13 protein-coding genes are annotated in these 15,978 nt (G+C 39.2%); 6 read left to right on the top strand and 7 right to left on the bottom strand.

Annotated elements, in window-relative coordinates; translation table 11 throughout:
• Positions 1 to 205 precede the first annotated feature (205 nt).
• The 4 genes from AB1721_03025 to tsaE form a co-directional block, all read right to left on the bottom strand.
• Complete coding sequence (locus tag AB1721_03025; protein ID MEW5805666.1) at positions 206 to 859, bottom strand: hypothetical protein; 654 nt, start codon at positions 857 to 859, stop codon at positions 206 to 208.
• Positions 860 to 881: 22 nt separating this feature from the next.
• On the bottom strand, positions 882 to 2,207 hold the full coding sequence (locus tag AB1721_03020; protein MEW5805665.1) for an ATP-binding protein: 1,326 nt from the start codon (positions 2,205 to 2,207) through the stop codon (positions 882 to 884).
• A gap of 10 nt (positions 2,208 to 2,217) precedes the next feature.
• On the bottom strand, positions 2,218 to 4,809 hold the full coding sequence (gene polA / locus AB1721_03015) for a DNA polymerase I (protein ID MEW5805664.1): 2,592 nt from the start codon (positions 4,807 to 4,809) through the stop codon (positions 2,218 to 2,220).
• Positions 4,810 to 4,875: 66 nt separating this feature from the next.
• Positions 4,876 to 5,334, bottom strand: a complete 459-nt coding sequence (gene tsaE / locus AB1721_03010; protein MEW5805663.1) for a tRNA (adenosine(37)-N6)-threonylcarbamoyltransferase complex ATPase subunit type 1 TsaE — start codon at positions 5,332 to 5,334, stop codon at positions 4,876 to 4,878.
• Positions 5,335 to 5,383: 49 nt separating this feature from the next.
• Here tsaE and AB1721_03005 point away from each other — a divergent pair, with 49 nt between their 5' ends.
• The 6 genes from AB1721_03005 to AB1721_02980 all read left to right on the top strand — a co-directional run bounded on the left by AB1721_03005 (position 5,384) and on the right by AB1721_02980 (position 11,106).
• Positions 5,384 to 7,024, top strand: a complete 1,641-nt coding sequence (locus AB1721_03005; GenBank protein MEW5805662.1) for a GspE/PulE family protein — start codon at positions 5,384 to 5,386, stop codon at positions 7,022 to 7,024.
• 420 nt (positions 7,025 to 7,444) lie between these two features.
• Positions 7,445 to 8,422, top strand: coding sequence for a Holliday junction branch migration DNA helicase RuvB (gene ruvB, locus AB1721_03000; protein MEW5805661.1), 978 nt, complete (start codon positions 7,445 to 7,447; stop codon positions 8,420 to 8,422).
• Positions 8,397 to 9,623: a lamin tail domain-containing protein gene (locus tag AB1721_02995; GenBank protein ID MEW5805660.1), complete on the top strand. Its 1,227-nt coding sequence runs from the start codon at positions 8,397 to 8,399 to the stop codon at positions 9,621 to 9,623. Before ruvB ends, AB1721_02995 begins: the two co-directional genes overlap by 26 nt.
• 5 nt (positions 9,624 to 9,628) lie before the next feature.
• The gene (locus tag AB1721_02990) at positions 9,629 to 10,351 is read left to right on the top strand and encodes a YebC/PmpR family DNA-binding transcriptional regulator (protein MEW5805659.1); all 723 of its coding nucleotides are present in this window, start codon (positions 9,629 to 9,631) and stop codon (positions 10,349 to 10,351) included.
• Positions 10,352 to 10,368: 17 nt separating this feature from the next.
• Positions 10,369 to 10,866, top strand: a complete 498-nt coding sequence (gene ruvC, locus AB1721_02985; protein ID MEW5805658.1) for a crossover junction endodeoxyribonuclease RuvC — start codon at positions 10,369 to 10,371, stop codon at positions 10,864 to 10,866.
• Between the two features lie 24 nt (positions 10,867 to 10,890).
• Positions 10,891 to 11,106 (top strand): hypothetical protein, encoded by a 216-nt coding sequence (locus AB1721_02980; GenBank protein MEW5805657.1) that lies wholly within the window; start codon positions 10,891 to 10,893, stop codon positions 11,104 to 11,106.
• A 43-nt stretch (positions 11,107 to 11,149) separates the two neighbouring features.
• Here the strand turns inward: AB1721_02980 and tyrS are convergent, their stop codons facing one another.
• The 3 genes from tyrS to AB1721_02965 are packed head-to-tail and all read right to left on the bottom strand — an operon-like array spanning position 11,150 to position 15,215.
• Positions 11,150 to 12,367, bottom strand: coding sequence for a tyrosine--tRNA ligase (tyrS, locus tag AB1721_02975; protein ID MEW5805656.1), 1,218 nt, complete (start codon positions 12,365 to 12,367; stop codon positions 11,150 to 11,152).
• Positions 12,368 to 12,369: 2 nt separating this feature from the next.
• Entirely contained in the window at positions 12,370 to 13,884 is a 1,515-nt protein-coding gene (locus AB1721_02970) for a carboxypeptidase M32 (protein ID MEW5805655.1), read from the bottom strand.
• A 5-nt stretch (positions 13,885 to 13,889) separates the two neighbouring features.
• Positions 13,890 to 15,215, bottom strand: coding sequence for a M20/M25/M40 family metallo-hydrolase (locus tag AB1721_02965; GenBank protein ID MEW5805654.1), 1,326 nt, complete (start codon positions 15,213 to 15,215; stop codon positions 13,890 to 13,892).
• Positions 15,216 to 15,978 lie beyond the last annotated feature (763 nt).

Below are 15,978 nucleotides of genomic sequence, written 5' to 3'. Positions count from 1 at the left end.
TCAAAATCTCCCTTACCCTTTCAGCTAATTTTTCCAGCATTAAAATCAGCTTTGCTCTGCCGTTTTCCTGCTCTTGGATTTCAAACCAAAAAAGCTCGCCATAGCGGGCTTTTTGGTCTTGGAAAAACTCCTTCAGGGATTCTGGTAATATCATTTAAATTATGTAATATAATCAGCTCTTCAATCTTGTCTTGAGAAATTGTATTTAGCTTTCACTTTCGTCAACAGGAATAAAACCAACTCTATTCATTTGATTGATTAGTACGTAAATGTTAGTGTTATAATTGTTCCAAGACTGATATAAATCTTTAAATTTTCTAAGTTCGGGATTTCCTTCGGTTTCTTTGTCCAAAAATCTTAATAGTTCACCAAAAAAATGCGATATCTTTTCAAGAATCTCTCGCTTCTCAACAAGTCCGTTCCTAATTTCTTCTTCATTAGGTACTAACCAATACTCTCGATTTTTACTGCGGAAAAAGAAATATAAGTCTCTCTCATAATAATGAGATAGTTCCATAATAAAATTGGATAAACCGTGTGCCAATTTGTATATACTCTCTCCGCTTTTCTCAAGCTCTTCAAGACTAATGCCATTGTTAATATAGCCCATTACTTTACCAACCAGCTCTTCTCCTAGTCGTCTATCTATAAGATCAAAAAAATCTTTAATCTTGCTCTTAATCTCAATGAAATCTTTCTCTTTTAATGCTTTCTTAGCACTATTAGCAATTTCTTCAATCCTTTTCCTTTCAGATTCGCTTACAGGTTCAATTCTGTCTTCTACAGATGAAGCTTTAGTATCAGATTGTTCCCCCTCCAAACTATCGGGTTTTTCAAAGTTTCTATTAAGATTAAACATATCCTGTCTCTTCTAATCTAATTTAAAACTCTTCGCTTCCGATCTCAACTGGCGGAATTAAAGATTCGTCTATGGGCAAGACAAAGCTAAAGGTTGAGCCTCGTTTTTCAATTGAGTTAACCCAGATATCGCCGCCATGACGTTTAATAATGTTTTTAACGATAAACAAACCCAGGCCCGAGCCCTCGGTTTCTTTTTTCAAGGTGTTTTCCGACCGGAAAAACTTGGTAAACAATCTCGGCAAATCCTGGGCCGGAATGCCAATGCCGGTATCCTCAACTGAAACTTGAACATACGGCTTGTCTTTTAATTGTTCAACTCTGACCTTAACCTCGCCGTTCTCCACATTATATTTAATCGCATTATCAACTAAGTTCTGAACCACCATCATAATTTTGGCTTTATCCATTTTAATCAAAGGCAAAGCCGCTTCTGGCTTGTAAAAAGCCAACTTGACTTTATATTTTTCAGCAATCTCTTTATAAGTTCCCAAAATCTCTTGGGCTAGAGCAACCAAATCCGCTTTTTCCATCTGATAACCAAATTTGCCTTCCTCAATCTTGGAAACATCCAAAAGGTCATCAACCATCTTAATCAGCTTTTCAATTGTTTCTAAGCTCTGGCTGACTAAAGCTTTTTGCTCTTCGGTCAAGGGTCCTAGCTCCTCGTTTGCCAAAGATTCGGCTGCCCAGTGGATTCCTGACAGCGGCGTTCTTAACTGATGAGCAGCAATGGTAATGAACTCTGATTTAGTTTTTAAAAGCTGAATTTCCCGAGACCGGTCGCGAATAATCTTGACAAAGCCTAAAAGATTTTTGCTCTCGTCAAAGATCTGGTTGGTCGTGACTTCTAAGTGCAGTTCTCTTGGTTCAGTTAAAGAAATATCCACCACTTGAGGATAAGTAGCAACGGTTTTTTTCACTACTACCGGCGCCAGCGATGGAAAAACCACCGCGGCCAAAATTTTCAATTTATCATTACCGGCCCATTCAGGCGTGACTTTTTTGTCTAAAACTTCTTCTCTTCTTATCCCGCAGATTATCTCGGCGCCGTCATTCATTGACCAGATCTTAAAATCTTGGTCATAAGCAATCACTCCTTCTGATAAACTGTTAATAATCGCGTGGTTCTGATTTTTCTCCAAGCGCAGAGCAAAATTGGTTTTTGCCAAGCCAAAAGCGTTGAAGCTTAACCAGATTAAGAAAACCAACGAAACTGCGGTTGCGATTAGCCCAACCCAAAGCGGCAGCCAGGTAAAAGCGATTGCCACTTGAATCAAAAAAATCACCAAAAAAAACTTGGCTAACCTCATCTCTTTTAGTTTTAAAAATCGCAGCAGCTTATTCATCAAATTATAATTAATCAATCTCGGCCCAGTTTTTTCCTTGGTTAAACTGAACTTTTAAGGGTACCTCGGCCGGATAGACCTGCTCCATAATCTTTTTTATCTGAACCGAAGCTTTATCAATTATCTCATCTTTTATCTCAAACAACAATTCATCATGAATCTGCAAAATCATTCTAACCTGATTATTGAGCTGATTCTCCGCCAGCTCTTGATCAATTTTAATCATTGCCTTTTTAATAATATCTGCGGCCAAGCCCTGAATCGTCAAATTCAAAGCCATTCTCTCTGCCTGGCCAACCAGCTGGATTTTGCCGGAAAAAAACTCGGGAAAATGCCTTTTCCTGCCAAACCGGGTCTGGACATAGCCATTAGCTTTTAGAAAATCCAAAGTTTCATCAATATATTTTTTCAGGCCGGCAAAGTTATCAAAATAGTTTTTAATAAACTCTTTTGCTTCGGTTTGGCTAACTTTGGCTGTCTGGCTTAAAGCTCTGGCTCCCATTCCGTATAAAACTCCAAAATTCAATGCTTTGGCGCGAAATCTGTCTAAAGAGCTGACTTTTTCTAAAGGGATATCCCAAACCAAAGCCGCGGTCAATTTATGGATGTCTTGGCCGGACGAAAAAGCTTTTTTTAAAATCTCGTCGCCAGACAAATTCGCGGCTAATCTTAACTCAATCTGGGAATAATCAAACGAAGCCAAGCTAAATCCTTTTGAACTGACAAACAGCTTTCTGATTTCTTGGGCCAACTCAACATGTTTGGGAATATTCTGCAGATTCGGCGATTCTGAAGCCAATCTACCGGTGGCGGTGCCGGTTTGTAAAAAAATCGTGTGGATTTTTTGATCTTTTTTATCAATAAATTTGGGCAAGGCCTTAACATAAGTATTCTGAAGTTTGGCAATCTCCCGCCAGTCAAGAATTAAATTAATTATTCGGTGCTGGCTTTTTAATTTTTCCAAAGTTTCCGAGTCGGTTGAGTAATAACCGCTTTTGAGTTTTTTGATTTTGCCGACCGGCAAGCCCAACTTATCATATAAAACTCCGGACAGCTCTTTGGGGGAATTAAGATTAAAGCTTTTATCTGTCAATTGAAAAATTTGTTTTTCCAAATCTGCCAATTTAAACTGAAAAATTTTTTCTGTTTTTTCCAGAGCTTTTTGATCAAGTAAAATCCCGTTTTTCTCCATTTTTGATAGAACCAAAATTAAAGGCATCTCAATCTCCAGATAGAGCTTCTCTAAATTTTCTCTCCTTAAAACTTCAATCAGTTTTTCAAAGAGTTTAACCAAAGAATTAATCTCAAAAGTCATTTTTTCTTTTGGGTTAATTTCTTTCTCTTGCCAGCTTAGACCAAGAAAGCGGCGGGCCAATCTTTCTATCTGATAGCTCTTGAATTCCGGGTCAACCAGCCAGCTGATTATTTTGATGTCCCAAATCTTGTTTCCGGTTAAAATTTCAATTAATTTTTGATTATTTTGGTTTCTTAATTCTGATTTCAAGTCAAAAACAATTTTTTCTAAATCTTTATCAGTTAAGATTTCTTTCAGTTCGGCGTTTTTAACAAAACTAAAGCTGCTGCCATCAGAAATCGTTGATTCTGATTTGCCTCCGAAAACAATAAAAGCCCGTTTTTGGTTTTTTATTGCCTTTAAAACTGAATCAAAATCTGCTTCAGCCAAATCCGAACTTGGCTGTTTTGTTTGGCTGGTAAAATCCAAAGAATCAATCCCAAAACTATCTCTGATTCTTTTAAGTAAAGAAACAAAACCCATCTTCTTGAAAAAAGAAAGCGCTGATTCTGAATAAAGCGCTTTGGGATTAAAACTAAAACTATCGGGCTTAATCTCTAAATCTGTCCTAATTGTCGCCAGATCTTTTGCCAACCTTAACTGCTCCGCATTGTTTAGAATTTTTTCTGTTAAAATCGGTTTTAACTTGTTTTGCTTGGCCGCTTTAATCAAATTTTCAATTCCGCTGAATTCCCGAATCAGCTGGGTTGCGGTTTTCGGGCCAATGCCGGGAACCCCGGGAATATTATCCGAGCTGTCGCCAGCCAGAGCTTTGTAATCGGGAATTAGTTTTGGTTCAAAACCAAACTTTTCAAAAACCGCTTTTTCATCATAAACAACTGTTTCGGTGATGCCTTTTTTCAAAGTCAGCACCTTAACTCTTGGCTTAACCAACTGAAGACTATCATTGTCTCCGGTCAAAATAATAATCTCTTTATTTTTGTCTTTTCCGAAAATGCCGGCAAGCGAACCAATAATATCATCACCTTCATAACCCGGCTTAGAAACAACCGGTATTTCAGTTAAAGATAGGAATTCTTTTATTTTCTCAATCTGGACTTTAAAATCCGGTTTTTTCTCCGGCCGATGGCTCTGGTAATCAGAAAAAAGCTGATGACGGAAAGTTTTTCCGGGCAGGTCAAACGCGGCCACAACTCCGTCCGGCTGAAGCTCCTGAACCATCTTTAAAAACATTGAACAAAATCCGTAAACCGCGCCGCTGGGCTCGCCTGCCTTGGTTCTAAAATCAGGCAAAGCATGGTAAGCCCGATGAATCAAGGCAAAAGTGTCAATAAGAACAATCTTCATAAATACCTACCAATATACTAATTAATACAAATTTGCCAATAAAACAGAGTTATAAACATCTGGAAATTAAAACCGCCTGATTGAGATTCTTCTTTGATTCTTTGCTTTATGTTCTAAGTTTATCCGGATTGTTCCTTTTGGTAGAATTTTTTTCACCTTTTCTGCCCATTCCAAACAAACAATGTTCTCCGAATTCGCTAAAATTTCTTTCAAGCCAAGTTCTTCTAAATCTTTTTGGTTTAATCGCCAGCAATCAATATGCCACAAGAAACGCTTATGGCTTATAGCTAATTGCGAATTGTTTGAGATTGGAAAAGATTTCATTACCACAAAACTCGGGCTATTAATGCTTTCTTTAATCCCCAACGCCTTAGCTAAACCCTGGATAAAGTTCGTTTTGCCTGCGCCTAACGGTCCGGACAAGGCAAAAACCAATGGCCCTTGAGGCAGTTTTTGATTCAAAAACAAACCGGCCAGCTTTTTTGTCTGCCTTGGAGAAAGAGAAATAAAACTTAAGCTTGGCATAAATCCATTTTAACACACTAAAATAATTATCTGATATAATGTTTTCAATATGGCAGATTATATCTCCCGTCTTGAACAGGCCCGAGCTGAAGACGCGGCCCAGAAAAAAGCAGAACAGTTAAAGCTTGAGTATCTCAATCTAAAAGACGCGCCGATTAATACCGAGGCTTTAAAGATTATTCCGCTCCAAAAAGCTAAGCAGATTAAAGCTTTGGTTTTTGACAAAAAAATCCGGGAATTCAGCTTGGCGGCCGTGGATCCGGAGAATAAACAGGTTCAGGACTTAATCAAAGAAATAGAAAAATTTGGCAAGGTTAAGATTTTTGTTATTTCGCCAATCAGTCTTTCTCGGTACTTAGAAAACTATCAGCTAATCCCTAAAACCAGAGAAGCAATCGTCGGCACGGTTTCCTTAACCAAAAAGTTTATTGACGCTTTTAAACAGGCTAAAGATCCGGTAAATCTTCTCGGTTCGTATTTTTCTGAAGATTTTGATGTTTCCGAGATCTTGGCTTGGGTCTTGGCTTATGCTTTATACAGCGACGCCTCTGACCTGCATATTGAACCCAAAAAAGGAGCTGAAACCGAACTCCGCTACCGAATTGATGGCATCCTCTATTTAATTGCTAAATTACCGAGTTCCCTTAGCGTCAAAATCTCTGACCGGTTAAAGCTTTTAAGCCAGGTAAACTTAAATGTTCGCAATCTCCCCCAAGACGGCCGATTTACTATTCAGTTAGATAAAACCCCGATTGAAGTCAGGTTTTCTACCATCCCCGGGCCAGAAGGAGAAAATTTGGTAATGCGATTCCTCAACCCGAAAACAATCGGGCTCCAATTGGAAGATCTCGGTCTGCGCTTAGAAGACAAAGAAATTTTAGAAAGAGAAATAAAAAAGCCAAACGGCTTAATTTTGGTTACCGGTCCAACTGGTTCAGGTAAAACTACTACGCTTTACGCCTGCTTGAAAAGAGTTGCTACCACAGAGAACAAAGTGATTACTTTAGAAGACCCGATTGAGTACCGGATTCCAGCGATTGAACAAACTCAAGTTGACAGCAAAGCCGGCTATACTTTTGCTTCCGGCTTGCGCGCTATCTTGCGCCAGGACCCTGATGTGCTTCTTGTTGGCGAGATCCGAGACCAGGAAACCGGCGAGATTGCCATGCATGCCTCGCTAACCGGTCATTTGGTTTTTTCCACCCTCCATACCAATAATGCCGCTGGCGCGATCCCCCGGCTTTTAGACTTTAAGGTCAAGCCGGAAATCATCTCTGCGGCTTTAAACTTAATCATTGCCCAGAGATTAGTCAGACGGCTTTGCCCAAAATGCAAAAAACCGGTTCAGCTTAAACCAGAACTAAAAAACAAAATTAGAGAGTTCTTAAACCAAGAAGCGGCTTTGTTAAAAAATCTTGACGAACTTTTCCAAGTTGATCAAATTTTTGAGCCCCAGGGCTGTCCGGCTTGCGGCAATAAGGGCTACAAAGGCAGAATCGGCATCTTTGAGATGGTTGTTGTTGATGACCAGATGCAGACTTTGATTCACGCCAATCCGGATGAGATTGCCATTAAAGAACTGGCAAAAAAATCCGGCTCAATTCCGATGATGGCTGACGGCTTAATCAAGATTCTACAAGGAATCACAGATTTTAACGAGCTGGAAAAAATGGTTGGGCCGTTCCGGTAGAAATATAAAGTATAAAGTAGTAAAGTAAAATCTAACGAAGCGAGGCTTCCTTAAATTAAAAAACCCCGGAGTAGATTTTGGGCATTCTTCCAATTATTGCGTTTATTAGAAACGATCATCTGTTTAAGTTTAACAAGATTTTTAGTCAGTTTTTTTCAAGTTAATTATTCAGAAGCAATAATTTGTCCAAAATTCACTACTGGGCAAACAGCTCAAGGCAAAAAAATAAATTTCTTTATTTTAAAAGAGATATTTCACGAATACCCTAGCCGGAGCCAAAGTACCGATAAAGATTCTCCTGAACCCCGCCCTTTAAGCTAAAAGTTTAGAGGGCGGGATTGCCTTGAGCTGTTTAGAAACGCAATTCTAACAGAATCTTAAAATTTGTCAAGTCCTTGGGTGATGAGGTAAAATAAGTATATGAAATCAAAAAAATTAGAGGAAGATAAAATTCTTGATTCAATCCTTAGGCCGAAAAAATGGCAGGACTTTGTCGGCCAGGAAAAAATCAAATATTCGCTTCAGATTATGATTGAAGCGGCAAAAAAGAAAAGCAAAACCTGTGACCATATTCTATTTTATGGCCCATCTGGTGTCGGCAAAACCACCTTAGCCCATTTAGTTGCCAAACAGCTCTCGGGCAAAATCACGGTCAGCTCTGGTCCGGCAATTAAAAAAGTCGGCGACTTGGCAGCGATTCTAACCAATCTTGAAAATGGCGAAATATTTTTTATTGATGAAATCCATCGGTTAAACAAACAGATCGAAGAAGTGCTTTATCCGGCCATGGAATCAGGCCAACTTCATTTAGTGATTGGCAAAGGCGTTTCAGCCCGGTCTTTAGAATTAAATTTGCCCAGATTCACTTTAATTGCCGCCACAACCCGACCAAGCTTAATTTCCTCTCCGTTAAGAAACCGGTTTGGCTCAATCAGTCATCTGGATTTTTACCAAGGACCGGAGATGGAACAAATAGTCAAACGGTCGGCAAAAATCTTGGAAGTCAAAATCAGCCCTGAAGCAATCAGAATGCTCGCCCAAGCCAGCCGGGCCACGCCCAGAATTGCCAATCGAGTGCTAAAAAGAACCTGGGACTTGGCAGTGGTGAAAAACAAACAAATAATTGACAAAACTCTGGTTGAGCAATCTTTAAAAATTTTAGACATTGACAATTTTGGCTTGGAATCAATGGACCGGAAATTAATTGAACTAATTATTAAAAAGCACCGCGGCGGCCCGGTGGGAATTCAGACCTTAGCCGCGGCTTTAAATGAAGAAAAAGACACCATAGAAAATGTTTATGAGCCGTATTTATTAAGATTAGGCCTGATTGAAAGAACTGCCCGGGGCAGAATCGCAACTAAACTTGCTTATGAATATTCAAAAAAACAATTTTAAAATTATTATCGGCTTGATTATCTTCCTTAGCTTAACCCATATCAGCTTTGGCCAAGAAACAGGGGTTCAGTTAAGATTCAATGAGATTATGTATGACCCAAGCGGAGACGATCTTGGCCAAGAATGGGTTGAGCTTTTTAATTACGGCAAAACAGAGATAGAAATTATTGGCGGCAGGGCAAAAAACTCCTGGATCTTTATTGACAGCAATGGCCCTCATTTCTTGGCAGAAAAGCCCTTGCTCGGCTCGCTGATTATCAAACCAGGAGAATTTTTAATCTTAGCCAGCAATGCGGAAACTTTTTTAAAAACTTATCCTAACTTTACCGGCACGGTGATTGACACAATTATGGATTTAAACAACTTTTACGGCTTTATCCAGTTAAAAACCGGCAACAACCAGTTGCTTGACCAAGCTTTTTGGTCAAGCAACTTAGGCGCTGCGGGCAACAATAAAACTCTTGAATATGTCAAAAATATTTTCCGGGAAAGCCTAAGAGAATTTGGTTCGCCGGGTCAAGAAAATTCGGTTGAGAACATTATTCTGCCGCCGGCGCCGTCTTTAATTGTTTCTCCGAGCCCGGCCCCCCAGCCCAAACCAAGCCCAAAACCAACTGCCCCTGCTTCCTCTGACACTAAGGCAAAAATAATCATCAACGAGATCTTTGCCAATCCGGGTAAAAACAATCATCAATGGCTGGAAATAAAAAACCAAGACAACAAAGAAATCAGCCTGAATCAATGGAAAATAATTGTCGGTTCAACCGGGCAGGAAATTATTCTGGATAAAACAGTTAAGCCCAATGCTTATTTAGTGATTGAGCTGATTCAGTTAGACAAAAATAAAGAAACGATCCAATTAATTAATTCAGAAAACAAAAAAGTCTTTGAAGTCAAATATTCCAGCCCGGTGCCGATTAACTGGTCAGCTATCCGCCTTGACAACGGCGCCTGGAAGCTCACCGTTAAGCCTACTCCGGGCCAAGAAAATATTTATTTTTTGCCTGAAGCGGTCGCCGAAGACTTTGTTCCCCAAGAATTAATCCCGGCGGCTGTCTTTGAAAATAATAATCTTCAAGCAGAAACAAAGGCAAAACTCAAGCCAAAACTAAGCTTAGCCGGGCTGATTTTTTCCGGGCTGGGCATTGGTTTAAGTTTAACCAGCGCTTTTGTTTTATTAAGAAAAAAATTAATTCTTTAATCAAAATGTCCGGACACTCAAAATGGGCCAATATCAAACATAAAAAAACCGCCCAAGACGCGAAAAAATCAAAGGGCTTTTCTAGGGTTTCTAATTTGATTGCTTTAGCGGCTAAACAAGGCAATGACCCGGATCCAAAAACTAACTCTTATTTAAGAGACGCGATTGCCAAAGCCAAAGAGATTAATATGCCCCAAGACAATATTAGCCGGGCAATCAAACGGGGCCTGGGCCAGATTCCGGGCATGATTTTTGAAGAACTGGTCTTAGAAGCTTATGGCCCGGAAGGAATTGCCGTTTTAATTAAAGCGGCCACGGACAACCGAAACCGAACCATTGCCGAAATTAGAAAAATTATCAGCAATGCTGGCGGCAATTTGGCTGAAAGCGGTTCAGTTCTTTATCTCTTTAAAGAAATGGTAAAAATTGAGGTTGATAAACAGCTTTGGCAAAAATATCAAGGGTTGGAGTTAGAGGTTATTGACCTTGGCGCTGAAGACATCTTAGAAAATGACCTGATAACAATTCTTTGCCCAAAAAACAAACTTAGCTCAATAAGAGAGCTGCTGGAGAAAAGACAGATTCCAGCTGAAACAGAGATTATTTATTCAACAGAAAACCCCCAAACCGTCTCTCCCGAAGCTAAAGAAAAGATTGAACATCTGGTTGTTGAGTTAGAAGAAAGAGATGATGTTTTGTCAGTTTACACCAATATCAATCTTGATTAGTTTTGCCAATTAATTTTATGAGAAAACAAGAGATCGTTTTGGGGATTGACCCGGGAACAAAAAAAATCGGCTTTGGCTTGATTGAAAAAAAAGACAAAAATTATTCTTTTATCAGCGCCGGTTTAATTAAGCCGGAAAAAATGACTCTGCCGGAAATCGCCAAAGAATTTGTCAAAATAATCAAAAAACACCGACCGAAATTATTAGCCATAGAAAAAGTTTATTTTGGCAGAAACACCTCTTCAGCTTTAGCGGTCAGCGAATTAAAAGGCGCTTTTCTGTCCCAAGCCGAAACTGCTAAATTAAGAGTCATTGAAATTAGCCCAACCGAAGTAAAAAATATTGTCTGCGGTTATGGTCGGGCAGATAAACTGTCCGTCAGAAAGATGATGGAAAAAATCATCAGTATAAACAAAGACTTAAACTCAAAAGACGCCATTGACGCTTTGGCAATTGCCTTGGCCGGCGAGATAAAAAGTTCCGGTCTTGACAACTTAAAAATATCTGATAAATAAGATGTTAATTATTAAAAAATTAGAATGGCAACAGATATTTTATGGCAATCCCAAACCATTCTTCTTAATCAAGAAGAAGATGAAGAGGGCGAGGAATTAGAAGAAACTGAAACTGATGACGAAGCCGAAGAAGAGATCGAGCCTGACGAAGAAGAAGATTATCTTCCGGTTGAAGAACCTGATTTAGAGGATGTTGAAAACGAAGAAGGGCTTTGGGAAGACGAGGATTTAAATCTATAGTCAAATTTTTAAACCCCCTTTAACCAAAGGGGGTTTAAAAATTTTAGATTATCTCAACAATACCGTATTCTTTTCTGCCTTTGCGAAATAAATAGAACTTCTTAAACAACAACTCGGCTTTAACTCCGTTTTGCTGAACTAAACGTTTAGCCGCGTTTTTAGAATCAACTAACCCTAATCCAAAAACCGCTTCAGCTAAATCCAGTTTAGCTGATTTTTTTATCTGCCAATAGGGCAAAGCAGTTTTAACAAACTCCAGATCTGATTTAGTTAACTCGGTTTGGCTTTTTTCAAAAAGAATCTCGGAAATTTTTTTAATCTTTTTGGCTATGTTCAAACTATGAACCAATTCAGTTAGTTCAAAAGCTAATTCTTTTTGCAATAAGCGCGATTCTTTTTGCTTTTGCCATTGTTTTTCCACCGCCTCAATCTCCGGTTTGGTTTTAAAAGAATAGTAACGAACCAATTGAGGAATTAACTCGTCGCTGACATTAATAAAAAACTGGTAAAACTCAAACGGATGAGTTTTTTTCGGATCCAACCAGATAGTCTTGCCGACTGCGGATTTGCCGAATTTTTTACCGGTTTGAGGATCTTCAATCAAGGGCCAAGAAATCGCGCCAACTTGTTTCCCCAATTTTTTTCTAATTAAATCAATCCCTTGGACCATATTGCCCCATTGGTCTGAACCAGCTACCTGCGCTTGGCAATAGTATTTCTCAAACAAATAAAGAAAATCATAAGCTTGCAAAAGCTGGTAAGAAAACTCGGCAAAAGAAATGCCCGATTCGCGTTCCAGCCGAGCCTTAACTGATTCTTTATCAAGCATTGAGTTCAGGGTAATGTATTTGCCCGCTTGGCGCAAAAACTCAAGCAGATTGATTTTGCTTAACCAATCATAATTGTCCAGCAACTCAAACTTTTCTCCTTCAAGAATCTTTTCAATCTGCTTCTTGATTGCTTTTTTGTTTTTTTCAATCTCTTGCCGAGAAAGAATTGGCCGTTCTTTTTCTTTGCCTGACGGATCGCCGATCATGCTCGTGCCGGATGCGGTTAAAATAATCGGCTGATGGCTAAACTCAATCGCTCGCTTCATTACTGTCAAACCTAAAAGCTGTCCGAGGTGCAAACTGTCTGCGGTTAAATCAATCCCCCAATAAAAAACTGCTGGTTTAGCAAAAATCTTTTCCACGCCTTCGGTTTTCTGATAGAGCAATCCCCGCCATTTAAGCTCGGATAAAAAATTAATTTTTTGTCTCATGTTTAAATTTGATAAATTGCGCTGTATTTCTCTGTTAGATAATCAAGTAAGGGCTGAATCCTTAATTCTTCCTTGCCAGTTTGCTGTCTTAACAAATCTTTTAGAACATAGGTGCTGCCGTATTGATGAAGATTTTGTCTCAACCAAAACTGGATTTTACTTACTCCGTCAACAGAGCCAATTAACTGATTAAGACTACCCAACTCTCTTTCTAATAATGATTTCCAAACCGCGCTCAAACTCGTCCCCAAAGAATAGGTTGGAAAATAACCCAGAGCCCCCATTGACCAATGAATATCTTGCAAAACGCCTTCAGTATCGGTTTTAGGCGCAATTCCTAAATATTCTTTAAACTTAACCTCCCAAACTTCGGGCAAATCCTTAACTTTAAGCTTATTCTCAATTAAAGCCTTTTCTATCTCAAATCTTAACATAATATGAAAATGATAAGTCAGCTCATCTGCTTCTACTCTAATTAAACTTGGCCTAACCAGATTAAAATACTGAGCTATCTCTTTTTCGCTGTATTGAGCCAGGTTTTGCCCCAGGCCAATAAAATCCTGGTAAAACAAAGAGATAAATTCTGGTGTTCGAGCAATTAAATTTTCCCAGAACCGAGACTGGGACTCGTGTACTCCTAAACTAACGCCACCAGCAACTGGGGTGTGTTCTAACTCCTCTAAACATTGAAGTTCGTAAAGAGCATGACCAAACTCATGAACTGTCGCCATTAAACTCCGGGCAAAATCTTGCTGATGATACCAAGTCGTAATTCTGACATCTTTTAATGAGATAGTTTCGGTAAATGGATGAACTGAGATATCTAACCTTAAAGTCTTAGGATCATAATTGAGAAACTTCAAAATTTTTTGATTTAGTTGGCGCATCTCTTGTTCTAAGTATGGTTCTTTTTCTAACGGATGTTCTGACAGATACCTTGGACAAGTCATAATCTTTGATAAAAGTTCCTTTAATGACTGGCGCAGAGAATTGAAATACTCTTCTACTTCAGAAGTTTTCCAGCCCTCTTCATAATCATCTAAAAGCGCATCATAAGGATGTTTAGGATAGCCCAGATATTCGGCCTTTCTCTGACAAAGCTGAACAATCTTTTCTAAAGACGGAGCAAAAGAAACAAAATCATTATTCTTTTTCGCGTTTTTCCAGATAATATGAGCCTCATTAGTGACTTTACTCCATTCTTCCAAAAACTCTGGCGGCAGTTTTTCATAATGGTCCAAAGCTTTTCTCAAAACCCTTAAAACTGCTTTTTCATAATCATTAAGATTGGCTTCGTTTTCTAATGCTTTGATTAAACTGACAAACTCTTTGTTTAAAAACAGCTTCTGCCTTAAAACAGAAAGTTTCGCTTCTGCCAAGCCCCTGGCTGAAGCGCCAGCTTCAGGCATATAAGTATTCAGGTCCCAGCCGCCTAAAGTTTGGTAATGAGTTAATGCCCAAAGAGTTTGGTATTTTTCTAAGATTTGTTTAACTATTTTGTTTTGAAACACTGCCATAATTTTTATTGATTACTTTTTAAAAACTGCTCGCTAAACGCCATTGCTTTTTGCCAATAACCTAGATCAAAGTTTTCATTGGCTCCGTGCATCGCGCAGTCTTCGCTTGCCAATGGCACTAATAATTGAGGAATCTGCAGAATCTGATTGAAATAAGTCACAATTGGCAAGCCGCCGCCAACATACTTAAAGATCACTTGATCTTGCCAGACCTGTTCTAAAACTTGCTTGGCTTTTTCAACATATTGATTATTAATCTCTAGTTTAACTCCTTCATAAGGACTGCTTTGTTCTAACTCAAAATCAAGATACTCAGGCATTATCTTTGCCAACCAGTTTTTAAACAACTCAAAAACTTTTTCTGGTTTTTGCTCTGCAGTCAATCGAAAATTAATTTTAGCTTGGGCCTGATAAGGAATCGCGTTTTTATAACCTTCGCCAGCATAGCCGCCAACTAAACCAGTAATCTCGATTGCCGGCCTTAAACCAGTTTGGGTATAAAAATCATTGCCTTGTTCCAACAATAATGCTTTACAACCAGTCATTTTCTCATACTCGCTTTGCTTAAAAGGAATCTGCCGGTTATTTTTCTTTATCTCTTCATCAACCGGTTCAACTGAATCGTAAAATTCCGGAATGACAATTTTATTTTCTTGCCAGTCAAAGATCTGGTTTAAAATTCTGAACAACTCGTGCAAAGCATTGGGCGCGGCGCTGCCAAAAATTCCGGAATGCAAATCCACTTTGCCAGTTTTGACTGTTAGGGTTAAATTAAATCCGCCCCTAAACCCGACTTCTAAATTCGGCTGGCCGCCAGAAATCTCACCATCAGACAAAAGAACAAAATTAGCTTTTAATAACTCTTGATTATCTTGAATGAATTTTTCAATCTTGCCCGAACCAGTCTCTTCGTTGCCTTCAATCAGAAACTTCAGATTATAACCTAGGGTCTTGTTTTTAATCTGTTCAAAAGCATTGACCAAATGAACCATTACCTGACCCTTGTTATCAATCGCGCCCCGGGCGAATAATCTATTTTCTCGTTCAGTTAGCTCAAACGGTTCAGAATTCCAACCATCCGCTTTTTCTGCTGGCTGGACATCATAATGGCCATAAATTAAAGCTGTCTTTAAATTCGGGTCAACTTGATAACTTGCCAAAACAATTGGGTTGTCATAACCTTCAAAAACCTGGACCTGAAAACCATTAACTTGAAACAGATTTTTCAGCCAGTCAACCGCTTTCTTTATTTCTGACTGAAAATTAGCATCAGTAGAGATGCTCTTAAAACGGATAAATTCTTGTAAAAGTTGTTTATATTGTTCAAACATAATTATAATCTTTATTTTAATACAAAATTATTTATTTGTATCTAATCTGTTTTTTTGAAACTGGAGGGAGGAACATTGCCCTCCCCCCAGGGGGGTTTTAAAACCCCTTTGAAGATCGCCGCCGTTGCTGCAGCAGACGATCCTTTTTAATTTTATCCGCCCTTTTTGACTCGCCTGCGCAGGCCCAGCAAACAATCTTTTCTGGATCTGGATTATGAGTTCCGCACAACTCGCAGACCCAACCCTTCTTTGTTACTCGCTGGGGACCATCCGGCTCGTAGTGACACATCTTAACCTCCTATGGCCTTGAGAATCGTAACCAGTTCAACCCCCAAGACTGGTGAACCCAACCAGCTATTCCTGGCTCACTAAGAGCTTGAGGACTAGCTGATCCTGCTGGTTTTCTCCCGCCACAACCGGTACAGCACCAAACCGGATTCATGTTCTTATTTCTTGTCCCGCAATTTTGGCAAGCCCAGAAATCCGGCTCATCCAGATCCAGGGCGCCATGGGCATTAAAGTCCATCACTGCCTCCTTTATGGTAGAATAAGGAGGACACAGGCAGGCGCCTTAGGGTATTTGGCCTGCCTGTGTCCTTTTATGAAAGTTAATTTATATACCGGTTAACTTTCTGGTCCGGTCAGGATCAACATCAACGATGATCCCATTTCTCATAGCGATCAAAATCGCACATGATTTTTACCTCCTTTCTTTTAAGAATGCCTGTTGGTTTCGCAACAGGTTATTAATGACTCTTTCGCC

It is taken from the genome of Patescibacteria group bacterium (assembly GCA_040753135.1).
Classification (GTDB): domain Bacteria; phylum Patescibacteriota; class Minisyncoccia; order UBA6257; family Brennerbacteraceae; genus JBFMGR01.
Note: the sequence above shows the minus strand (reverse complement) of the source record. Positions and strands in the feature narration are given on the sequence as shown.

Coding starts and splice junctions, on each gene's coding strand:
- AB1721_02970 (MEW5805655.1), bottom strand. CDS start 13,884: ATGGCAGTGTTTCAAAACAAAATAGTTAAACAAATCTTAGAAAAATAC.
- ruvB (MEW5805661.1), top strand. CDS start 7,445: ATGAAATCAAAAAAATTAGAGGAAGATAAAATTCTTGATTCAATCCTT.
- AB1721_03005 (MEW5805662.1), top strand. CDS start 5,384: ATGGCAGATTATATCTCCCGTCTTGAACAGGCCCGAGCTGAAGACGCG.
- AB1721_02990 (MEW5805659.1), top strand. CDS start 9,629: ATGTCCGGACACTCAAAATGGGCCAATATCAAACATAAAAAAACCGCC.
- ruvC (MEW5805658.1), top strand. CDS start 10,369: ATGAGAAAACAAGAGATCGTTTTGGGGATTGACCCGGGAACAAAAAAA.
- tyrS (MEW5805656.1), bottom strand. CDS start 12,367: ATGAGACAAAAAATTAATTTTTTATCCGAGCTTAAATGGCGGGGATTG.
- AB1721_02995 (MEW5805660.1), top strand. CDS start 8,397: ATGAATATTCAAAAAAACAATTTTAAAATTATTATCGGCTTGATTATC.
- polA (MEW5805664.1), bottom strand. CDS start 4,809: ATGAAGATTGTTCTTATTGACACTTTTGCCTTGATTCATCGGGCTTAC.
- AB1721_02980 (MEW5805657.1), top strand. CDS start 10,891: ATGGCAACAGATATTTTATGGCAATCCCAAACCATTCTTCTTAATCAA.
- AB1721_02965 (MEW5805654.1), bottom strand. CDS start 15,215: ATGTTTGAACAATATAAACAACTTTTACAAGAATTTATCCGTTTTAAG.
- AB1721_03025 (MEW5805666.1), bottom strand. CDS start 859: ATGTTTAATCTTAATAGAAACTTTGAAAAACCCGATAGTTTGGAGGGG.
- tsaE (MEW5805663.1), bottom strand. CDS start 5,334: ATGCCAAGCTTAAGTTTTATTTCTCTTTCTCCAAGGCAGACAAAAAAG.
- AB1721_03020 (MEW5805665.1), bottom strand. CDS start 2,207: ATGAATAAGCTGCTGCGATTTTTAAAACTAAAAGAGATGAGGTTAGCC.